Annotated in this window: 10 protein-coding genes and 1 pseudogene; all 11 read right to left on the bottom strand. The window is 29.6% G+C overall.

Features of this window, described 5'->3' with window-relative positions; translation table 11 throughout:
* Positions 1-498: 498 nt before the first annotated feature.
* Positions 499-870 carry a hypothetical protein gene (locus CN692_RS17860; protein WP_098120512.1) on the bottom strand — a complete coding sequence of 124 codons (372 nt, stop codon included), beginning with the start codon at positions 868-870 and terminating at the stop codon, positions 499-501.
* 184 nt (positions 871-1,054) lie between these two features.
* Positions 1,055-3,574, bottom strand: coding sequence for an ABC transporter permease subunit (locus CN692_RS17855; protein ID WP_257144062.1), 2,520 nt, complete (start codon positions 3,572-3,574; stop codon positions 1,055-1,057).
* Positions 3,571-4,251, bottom strand: coding sequence for an ABC transporter ATP-binding protein (locus tag CN692_RS17850; RefSeq protein ID WP_098120513.1), 681 nt, complete (start codon positions 4,249-4,251; stop codon positions 3,571-3,573). Before CN692_RS17850 ends, CN692_RS17855 begins: the two co-directional genes overlap by 4 nt.
* Before the next feature lie 569 nt (positions 4,252-4,820).
* Positions 4,821-5,249, bottom strand: a complete 429-nt coding sequence (locus CN692_RS17845) for a GNAT family N-acetyltransferase (RefSeq protein ID WP_098120510.1) — start codon at positions 5,247-5,249, stop codon at positions 4,821-4,823.
* A gap of 301 nt (positions 5,250-5,550) precedes the next feature.
* Positions 5,551-6,105 carry a GNAT family N-acetyltransferase gene (locus tag CN692_RS17840; RefSeq protein ID WP_098120509.1) on the bottom strand — a complete coding sequence of 185 codons (555 nt, stop codon included), beginning with the start codon at positions 6,103-6,105 and terminating at the stop codon, positions 5,551-5,553.
* A 74-nt stretch (positions 6,106-6,179) separates the two neighbouring features.
* Positions 6,180-6,656, bottom strand: a complete 477-nt coding sequence (locus CN692_RS17835; protein WP_142317539.1) for a hypothetical protein — start codon at positions 6,654-6,656, stop codon at positions 6,180-6,182.
* 685 nt (positions 6,657-7,341) lie between these two features.
* Positions 7,342-8,127 (bottom strand): GNAT family N-acetyltransferase, encoded by a 786-nt coding sequence (locus CN692_RS17830; RefSeq protein WP_098120507.1) that lies wholly within the window; start codon positions 8,125-8,127, stop codon positions 7,342-7,344.
* Between the two features lie 171 nt (positions 8,128-8,298).
* Positions 8,299-8,532, bottom strand: coding sequence for a hypothetical protein (locus tag CN692_RS17825; RefSeq protein ID WP_098120506.1), 234 nt, complete (start codon positions 8,530-8,532; stop codon positions 8,299-8,301).
* 108 nt (positions 8,533-8,640) lie between these two features.
* Entirely contained in the window at positions 8,641-8,817 is a 177-nt protein-coding gene (locus CN692_RS26225) for a hypothetical protein (protein WP_179874474.1), read from the bottom strand.
* Positions 8,818-8,875: 58 nt separating this feature from the next.
* Positions 8,876-9,211, bottom strand: coding sequence for a DUF7668 domain-containing protein (locus CN692_RS17820; RefSeq protein ID WP_098120505.1), 336 nt, complete (start codon positions 9,209-9,211; stop codon positions 8,876-8,878).
* 211 nt (positions 9,212-9,422) lie between these two features.
* Positions 9,423-9,718, bottom strand: a pseudogene (locus CN692_RS17815) (group II intron reverse transcriptase/maturase); the annotation flags it as partial.

Below are 9,718 nucleotides of genomic sequence, written 5' to 3'. Positions count from 1 at the left end.
CGCACATGCATGCGTTAGTTGAACTAGGATGTTCCTTATAACTTTGAACGTTTTTTTATTAAACAAATAATAAAGAAGATTATTGAATATATAAAAACAATAATACTGTCAAATTTTATTACATTATATGTGGAATTAAGATACTCATATTTATCATAAAAATAATTATTTATTATATTGGGGTTAGCACCAGAACCACTCATAATAGCGTATTCATTATTCGAATCTACCAACCACGTAGCAAAAATGTAAATTAGGATAAATGATAAAAATATCAATATATACTTCTTTCTCATGTCTCAAACCTCGTCTTTTATAGTTATTTGAATTTTTAAATAATATTTACATATATCCATATTTAAACATAATTTAATTGAATTACTATTGTTTCTTATTGAACTAAACTGCCATTTTGTTGAATAAAAAAAGCCGCATATAAGCAGCTCGTGTTATTGAACTACCGCATGCGTTAGTTGTATAAGAATAAAGTTATTATTTCTATTCTTTCCTTAGAAGAATCGTAATTAGATATACAATAACAATCCCAGTAGTAGTCATGCCAACTGTTGATACAAAATTTGCTACACTCAAATTTTCAGTTATCGTTACTTCTCCCCACTCTTCAATAACTCTTAAACTAACTCCCACAACGCCACAAATAATATCTATAATTAAGGTATTGTACCACTTTCTTTGAAAAGCGATATAACATGAAATACCTGCCATTATACTATAAAAGTAATATAGAAAATTTAAATCCGAAGTTAATTTCAAAGGAAATACAACGAATGATAATATAATTTGCATTAAAGATATTAGGAAAATAAGAGTCAACTTTTTTTTATTTTTGAGAGATAATGCCAAGTTCATTTTATTACCACCTCACTATATATTCGTTTCCAAATGAATACATCATATGTCTTTTACTGAAAGAATAAATTTATATTTTAATTGATAGTATTCGGTATGAATTACTGAAATCCTTGTTCAACTATCCTGCCATTTTGTTTAATAAGAAAAAGCGATCTACTATTGAAGAATCGCATTAGTTAGTTCAATAAGAAACTTTATTTTTTCTACTGATTAATAAGTATCCACTTATCACCAAAATGATTGTTGACAAAAAAAGGATCGTGCAACCAATTTGAATGCTTATGCTTGGCTGGTCAAGAAAGATTGATAATTCTCCATTAGTGATTTTTGCAATATTAAAATACGTAAATGGAGATAGGTAAGCAAAATTAATAATTACCTTTGTACTGACAATGTATCCTATCAATAAAGTTAGTGTCGTGGTTGCAAATACTGCTAATGAATTTTTAAAAAGAAGGGATATTAAGTGCGACAATGCGATTGTAAATAAGAGTAGGCATATTAATAAGACAAGACTTTGTACAATATTGACTCCTAGTGGAATAAAATGAAACCCATTTCCCCCATATGAAATATTGCCCGTGTAATTTGAAGAAATTGCAATTTTGGGATGATCATAGAATAAAATAGGATACTCCCAATCGCCGAATCGATTAAACAACATTCCAATAATTAATACGAACAAAACAAGTCCTATACTATTTAATAATGAAAAGATTGTAGAATTTAATATTTTACCAATAAATATTTGCTTAGTATCGATAGGTTGAGTTTTTAAAAAATAAAGTGTATTCTTTTTCCCTCGTTCAATAGCAAATCCAGATCCAAATAGTAATATAAATAGACAGATTGGAACTAGATAAAAATAATCTTTAAAGAATACGTAAAGTGTATAAAGACCACTATTATCTAACTTCTGATTCATTTCTAACCATTTATTTGAACCATCTTTTTCAAGTGCACTATTGTTTGTAAAAATCGTAGGAACAAAATCACCTGAAAATACAGGTTGAATATCGTGTTCCATAAGCCACTTTTTCTCAGCTATACTAACATCTATTGTGTATTGACCCAATGTTTCCTTAAAAGCATTTTGTAGATTACCTGAATCAATTTCCTTATTGGCAAAACGCGTTTGAAAAAGTTGATATTCATAGAAGGGGTACCAGTTTCCATTTTTATAGCCGTTCACTGCTGCCTTATTTTTATTTAGTGTTTCTAGTATGACAGCTTCTCCCTTCTTTAAGTCAACTAACTGCTCCTTGTAGGTAGAATTATTAGGTTCTTTTTCTAGTATTGCTATTTGTTGCTTCATGTCTGGATACACAACGCTTTCAATGATATCTGCTGATTCTTTTAATTCTTGAAAGTACTCTTTCTTCTTTTCTTCTGTTTGTTCAGATAAAAAGAAATAACCAAGTATTACTAGTATTGAAAGTAAAAAATTCACCTGCTTAAATAAGCCTCTACGTCTTATTTTACGAATTTCAAACAAAATCACGATCAATAGCGTATTAGCATTAATTTTAGTTTTCCCTCTATGAAACGGAGTTAGATAAGACGAATTGTTTAATAACTCACTTTCGCTTTCAGGTAGAAATATAGATGGAAGTAAGATACTAAGACTCCAAACAATCGCAAAAAAAAGTAAAATCCAACCTGTATTATTAGGTGATTCATTTAGAATTTTGTTAAATTGGAATGACTGGAACGGATTCCATCCTACTTGTATAGATTTATTCATTTTTGTTAATGTAATTCCTACGGTTAAGATAAAACAAGTAGTGATAAAAACAGTAAAAGAATTTCTCGCCCATCTACTTATTAGAAATACGATACCAAACGTTACAAGACTCGTATTCAAAAAGAGAATTAATTCTCTTATTATGTAGTAAGTAGTTGAAATAATAGTAAATGTTTCTCCAGATCCCACTAATTGAGGATATTGGAAATTCATCATCTGATTACCAAAAATCCATGATACACCAATTCCTAGAATTATGACTAATATAATAAATATAAATACTATAATAAGTATACAAATGAACTTACCAATGAAAAGTTTCCATCTTGGAATCGGTTGAGTTTTCAAAAACAGCCATGTGTTTTGCTCTTTTTCATCGGTTATTATATTTCCAAATAAAAACAACATAACAATGACACCTGTAACTCCAAATAATAATTTGGAATTCACTTTTAAAAATAACATAGGTGCTAAAGGGTATTCTTCATCTACATACGAAAGATCATGTTTAATCATCCACTCGTTTTTTGCAATCGCTCGGCTTCTCTCCGTTCCTTGGAGTGATTGAAATTCTCCACCGTATTTGGAGAACTGCAATAAACTTATTAAAAAGTCATGCTCGTAAGTAGGAATCTTATCCCAATCTTTACTGGTAATTGCAAGCTTCCAATTGTAAAGAGCCTTACCCATTTCTATAATTTCTTCTAGCTGTCTGGTATACACCTCATCAATTGAATTATCACTTTCACGTCCACGTAAACTCTGATAAATTTTATCTGTTTCTTCAAAATAAGGCTTCATCTTTTGTTCGGCTCTGTCTTTGAGTGTGGATTTTTCCATATAATTTTGGATAAAGGTCCCACCTACACAAAATAAAATTATAAGTAACATCCAAAGGAAATGTCGTTTACGCCAGAATTTTTTCAATTCGAATAGTATGAAGTTAAATATAATCACCCCTCATCAAAGAAAATCTTTTTATAACGTTCTTCTGTACTCATTGAAAGTTCCTTATTTATAAGGACTCCTTTCTTCAAAAATAAGACATGAGAAGTGACACGATCAATTTCTGATAAGTTATGTGACGAAAGAAGTATTGCTGTTCCTTGTTCTACTAACTGTAATAATAGCTCACGCACTTTAATTGCACTCGACGGATCTAGACCATTCAACGGCTCATCTAAAATCAGCAATTTAGGTTGATTAACAATAGCCAAAGTCAAAAGTAAAAGTTGCTTCATCCCAAGCGAATAATAAGCAACCTTTTTGTTCAAATAGCCATCAACTCCTACTATTTCAGCTGTTTGCATTAATTGTTTCCTTGTAATTCCTTGTATATCTCCAATGAATTGGAGATGATCATATCCTGTTAAATAATCATAAAGAACCGAATTATCTTGCATGAAAGAAATTTCTCGAAATATAGTTGGATTTTTATTACTTTTTCCTAGAATAGTAACTTCACCTTGATCAGCAGCTAAAAGGTTAGTAATTGTGTTTAGAAGGGTCGATTTCCCAGAACCATTTGGACCTACTAAAGCTACAATTTGTGGCTTGTGAATTTCAAATGTAATCCCAGTTAACACTTTTTCATTACCATATGATTTATGTATTTGATTGACTGATAAAATCATCACCATCATTCCTTCTATAAACAAATTGGGAATCTTTAAGTTAGTAAAAACACTTTCATCTTCTTACAATCAAATTTTCCATATTATGTTAATTTCTTCCCAAAAATGATTTTACCTTCATTACTTTTTTAAAGAATATTAATAATTTATTTACTTGAGAGCAAACCAGAGCAAAAAAAAACCGACTTAATAGTCGGTCATTTTGTTGAACTAATGCATGCGTTAGTTGCATTAGGTTACTTCATTGATTGTGCAATTTTCCCCAATATTTCATCCGTTAAATTATCACTATCCATTGTAATGAACGTTCCATCTTGAGACCAAAAAAGTAAGCCACCCATATTAATTTGCCATTTTGGTATGTACCACTATTTGCCCATTCTTTGAAATATCCTTTATGCCCATTAATATCAACTTGTTCGACATACAAAAACGCCATCCTTTCCTATGATTCTACAGAAAGAATAGCGTATTTGATAAGTGACAATATAGTTGTTTAATTCTTATTAGACTAACGCGCAGTTTATTAGTTCAATAATCAAAGGTAAGAGAGGATTTCCACCTTTACCTTATTTTAACTTTAGCTCTAGTATAGGGTATGGACGTCCAGAAGAATCTGTCTCCGTTTCATTTACTATAAAAAAGCCATTATTAATATAGAATCTAGTTGCACTCTTATTGTCTTTATTTACATCAACTGTTGTAATATCAAAGTCTTTAATTAAAAAATTAATAATAGCTTTACCGTATCCTTTACCTATTTTATTAGGTTTTAAAAATAACATTTCTAAGTGTTTTTTATTTATAGCGGAAAAGCCAATTAAATCCTCATTTTCATACCATAACTGGACATTAAGATGTGGGAAATATGAAGGTATTTCTTTTTTAAACTCTTCTCTATCGGTTTCTCTTAAAAAGTGATGAGTAGCTAAAACCGACTCTTCCCATATACTCAAAATTGTATCATAATCTTTCTGATTTGCTTTTCTATATATCATTAATATCTCTCCTTAAGTTTTAAATTATCAACTCCTTCCCAATAAGTATTTTATGATTTTCATGTTATATAGCCACGAACTTAAAATGTTCATTAATAAAACCTCCAAATAAACATTTATTTAATTGAATTAAAATATCAAATATTTATAATTTAGTCAATAACTTTAACCCACCTCTACAATTTCCCCTTTATTTTATCATGATTTATTATTCAGCTCTGCCGTCATTTAGCGTATAAAAAAATCGACTTAAAAGTCGATCATGTTGTACAACTAACGTATGCGTTAGTTCAATATGAATTCATCTCGAATTTATGTAATAAATTAGGTGGTCAGTCCACTCACCATTTTCGAAAATAAACCCATTTCTTATACATTCAAACTTCATTCCAACGCTTTCTGCTAATTTAATAGGTGAAGTATTATCAACGTATATATGAGCTTCAATACGATGGAATTTCAAATCCCTGAAGGCAATCTTAATTGTTTCTTTTACTGCTTCTTTGGCATAGCCATTCCTCCAATATTGGTTATGGATGGTATAGCCAATTCTACCCCATTGAAAATCATTTCTAGCTAAGGTAGAGAAATCTATCATTCCTAAGTGAGTTCCATCATTTTTCAAAAATACCCCAAAAACATGGGCTGTATCATTCAATGCTAATTGTTGATGCTTCCTTACTAAATTAATAAACCATTCTTCACTACAATCACTCATATCAATCTTACCTTTATCATACTTATGTTGAGCTAGAAGTCTATTTTCAAATTCACTAAGCCAATTTTGAAAATCTTCTTCTTTCAATGGTCTAATTATTAATCTTTCAGTTTCTGAAAAATAGTTAAAATTGTTCAAACAAAGCAACCTTTCTTAATAAGTTTGTAATCTTGTTTAACTATCGCACTGCATTAGTTGAATAACAAATTACCTTACGATTTACTTTTTAATTTATTAAATACTTCTTTCTCTTTAGGAGTAAAATCATTATAATTTTTTAATAGAATCCATTTATCACCAAAGATTCTTTTATTTACACTTATTAGCATATCCTCATAAAAATCTTTTTCAGAAGCAATATATTTAGTTGTATCTATATACTGTTTCAAATTGTTATTCTTATAATCCAATATTGTATTACCTTCTTTATGAATGAAATATACCTCGTTACCAATTTTTTTGTATGCTTTGATATTACCAACAAAAAGTTGAAAAGAACTTTTCATATCCTGTACGTAGTAATCCCCATTAGGGTCAAACTGCATGATCTGGTATCTGCCATCTCCAAAATAATCAGTAGTTGCATCAACAATTTTGTATTTTAGATTTCTTATCTTTTCTTTTTCATTCATAAATGATTTAGCGTATAAGACAACACCTAAAATAGAAATGAAAATAACAACTAACAATAGTACAAACTTTTTACTTTTTCCATTCTTTTAAATACGTATAAAAACAAAGTAGAGTAATACTTTATCTAAAAATAATATCATTCCCTGAATTTTCCAGACATCTTTAATTGAACTAAACTGCAAAACAGCACAAAAAAAGACCGCAGTAGCAGCCTTCACGATGTTCAACTAACGCATGCGTTAGTTGCATAAGAATTTATTTATTTATTTTCCGATTCATTTATCAACTTACAAAGATATCCGACTTGTCTTTTGATAAAAAAGTTCTTTACTGAATTTATTAAAAATGTCGATAAATTAGCTTTTAAATTAGCTGAAAATGATAAAAAAGTTCTTTACAGTTCGTAATAATTGTAACAATTCGAATTAAGTTCATGATAAAAAGTTCTTTACTAATTGTAATATATGTAATAATCCTGCTCATCTATTGTAATTAAACTGCTGTGTTATATGTTAGCTTACTATTATGGGTATTCATGTACTCAGATGAAGTTTCTCTAACTGCAATAAATTCTTGGCTTCTAGGAATCATTTATTAGAAAAAATGTCCTTCTTAAAATGTTCTGACACAACAAAACGAGAATCCAAATAGTTATCAATGATGTCTTTCCTTATTGCTTCAATTTGGACTCAAGTATTAATTGAGTTGATTGAAAGTAGGTTCAACAAAGGCATGTGAAAATTACTCTTTAAAATATACTGCATAGTGAATAGGTTCTTCAAACCCTAACTTTTCTGCTAATCGTATTGAGCCAAAATTATCAATATCACATTCCCAACGGGGAGCTAAACCTTTATTTATACAATCTTGTATATACATTTTTGCAGCAATAAAGGCCAAACCTTTCCCTCTATATTCTTCTTTAGTTGCAATGTCTATTTCGGAGAATAATTCATTAGCAAATACAGATGTACACTCACATACAGACACTTCTTTATGTAAAACACAAATTCCAAAACCATTTTCTAAATAATTTGAAACAGAATCCCAGTAATGCTTATAGTAAATTGGTTTAAATCCAACATTTGACTGAAGTACATTTTCATCAATTTTTTTTAATGAATAGTCTTGTGGTAATTCATCATTATCTAGTATTTCTTCTTTAAATTTAAACGTAAAAGAATATCGATCCAACTTAGTTAATTTGTTATTTAAAAGGTCATTAATTAATTGATTCCAAGAACCTGATGAAGAATATAAAATAAAAGGTAATTCCTTCTCTTCTACTCTATCAATATAAAATTCCTTTAACCAATAGTTAAAAGAAATATTTGATGTTTCTCCACTTACACAGTAGAATCCTGATTTCGTACCAATAAAAATGGATTTTGGAGTTTCGATATGATCAACAAATACATCACCATCTACTATCTCTTGCAAAACTGAATAAACAAACGTAGGTGTATAATTTATTGAAATAATTAATGGGAAAATATTTTTATATTCTTTATTATTTAATTTAATCATTGATTCACCTTTCTTTATCGACGTTTTTAAATTTTATTAAGCCAACAATAGCTTTATGCCCATGCCATTAGTTTTGTTATCCTATTCGGCTAACATCACTAGAGTTCCTTCTTATCCGCTGTTATACTATTCAGTTAATCTGCCTAGCCACAACTAATGCAAACTACTCGATTACTTTCCAGATTCGATAATGTTTGAACCAACTACCTCGGCAATCTTCTTGAGTATACCCAAATCAACTAAAGTTTTAGCATTTGTTTTTGGTTCTTTTCCACATCCTGCAAGTAATCCAATAGATAAAATACCGCATATTATTAATCTTTTTATATATTTCTCCCTCGTATAAAAACTCCTAACAAATGCTATTTCGTGAACAAACCAATTTTTACCTACTTTATTCTTCAACTAAACTGCCTAAAAAGTTTAAATAGACAAAATAAAAACCACTATTACAATTGTCTGTAATAGTGGGCAACTAATTTGTTACTAGAATATTACATTCAGTAAAGAACTTTATAATCTAGTAAACAAGAATTTTATCCAGTAAAGGACTTTTTCATCCAGAAATACGACTATATGCTCTCTTTTTGTAGTTTCTTCGATATCATTATTTTCAACAAGGTCATCAATGCCTTTACTAATTACATTCCATAAAGGTGTAATTTCAAATTTTACATATGGATGTAACATCCTATTTCCTCCTTGTGTCTTAGTTCAACTAAAGCATGCTTTAGTTGAATAACGATAACTATAAAACGTGTAAATTTGTGATTGAAAACGATAAAACGTTATCTGATTGGTCGATTATTGCTTCACAAGACAATGTTAAGTCACTTTCCTTATTATCTATCCAAAGTTCAAATTCCATTGCATATCCTTCGCCATAATTGTACTCAATATAATTAATATTCTCGTAAGCTAAATCATGTGGAATTGTAAGTGTCCCCCAGTAATTTAGTTCTTCTTTAATGTCCTCGATTGTAAGTTCTTTGATTAGTTTGGAACTAATTTTTACAAAATCTTTATTTACTAAGTCAAAAACAATTTCTTTAAGTAATAACTTCAATTTTTCTTTTAAATTCATAATTCCACCACCTATTATGAATTTAATTATACAGTATCTTATTATACTATCCTGCCATTTTGTTCAATAAAAAATGACCGACAAGATCGCCGATCACGTTGTTCAACTAGTCGAGTAGAATGGAGTCTTTTTACCTTGCGGTAAATTGCACTCCACCCCCTCTCAGAACCGTGCTTGCACTATTAATGCACACGGCTCCTCCAGTAATCATTTACAGAATGTAGCTAATTCCTTTTCTTAAATCATAGATATTCACCTTAACCCTTGGTGAGGGTAGTGGAAATATACTAAGGAAGAGCCTGTATTTCTCCCAGTTAAAGGATTTTCTTTGACTTCTTCTATTAAGCCATTTAAATATTAGGTTCTCGATTTTGGCTTTGAAAATGTTAACACTTGGAATATTATCAGTTATGCAATAGTAGTTGTAGTACCCAATAAGCGAGCGTTTGAATCTGTCCATGATTATATGAATATTATTATTTCTATCCTTCTTCAACCATTCTTTAG

The organism is Bacillus sp. AFS002410 (assembly GCF_002556365.1).
Taxonomy (GTDB): domain Bacteria; phylum Bacillota; class Bacilli; order Bacillales; family Bacillaceae_G; genus Gottfriedia.
Note: the sequence above shows the minus strand (reverse complement) of the source record. Positions and strands in the feature narration are given on the sequence as shown.

Coding starts and splice junctions, on each gene's coding strand:
- CN692_RS17860 (WP_098120512.1), bottom strand. CDS start 870: ATGAACTTGGCATTATCTCTCAAAAATAAAAAAAAGTTGACTCTTATT.
- CN692_RS17850 (WP_098120513.1), bottom strand. CDS start 4,251: ATGATTTTATCAGTCAATCAAATACATAAATCATATGGTAATGAAAAA.
- CN692_RS17845 (WP_098120510.1), bottom strand. CDS start 5,249: ATGATATATAGAAAAGCAAATCAGAAAGATTATGATACAATTTTGAGT.
- CN692_RS17830 (WP_098120507.1), bottom strand. CDS start 8,127: ATGATTAAATTAAATAATAAAGAATATAAAAATATTTTCCCATTAATT.
- CN692_RS26225 (WP_179874474.1), bottom strand. CDS start 8,817: ATGTTACATCCATATGTAAAATTTGAAATTACACCTTTATGGAATGTA.
- CN692_RS17820 (WP_098120505.1), bottom strand. CDS start 9,211: ATGAATTTAAAAGAAAAATTGAAGTTATTACTTAAAGAAATTGTTTTT.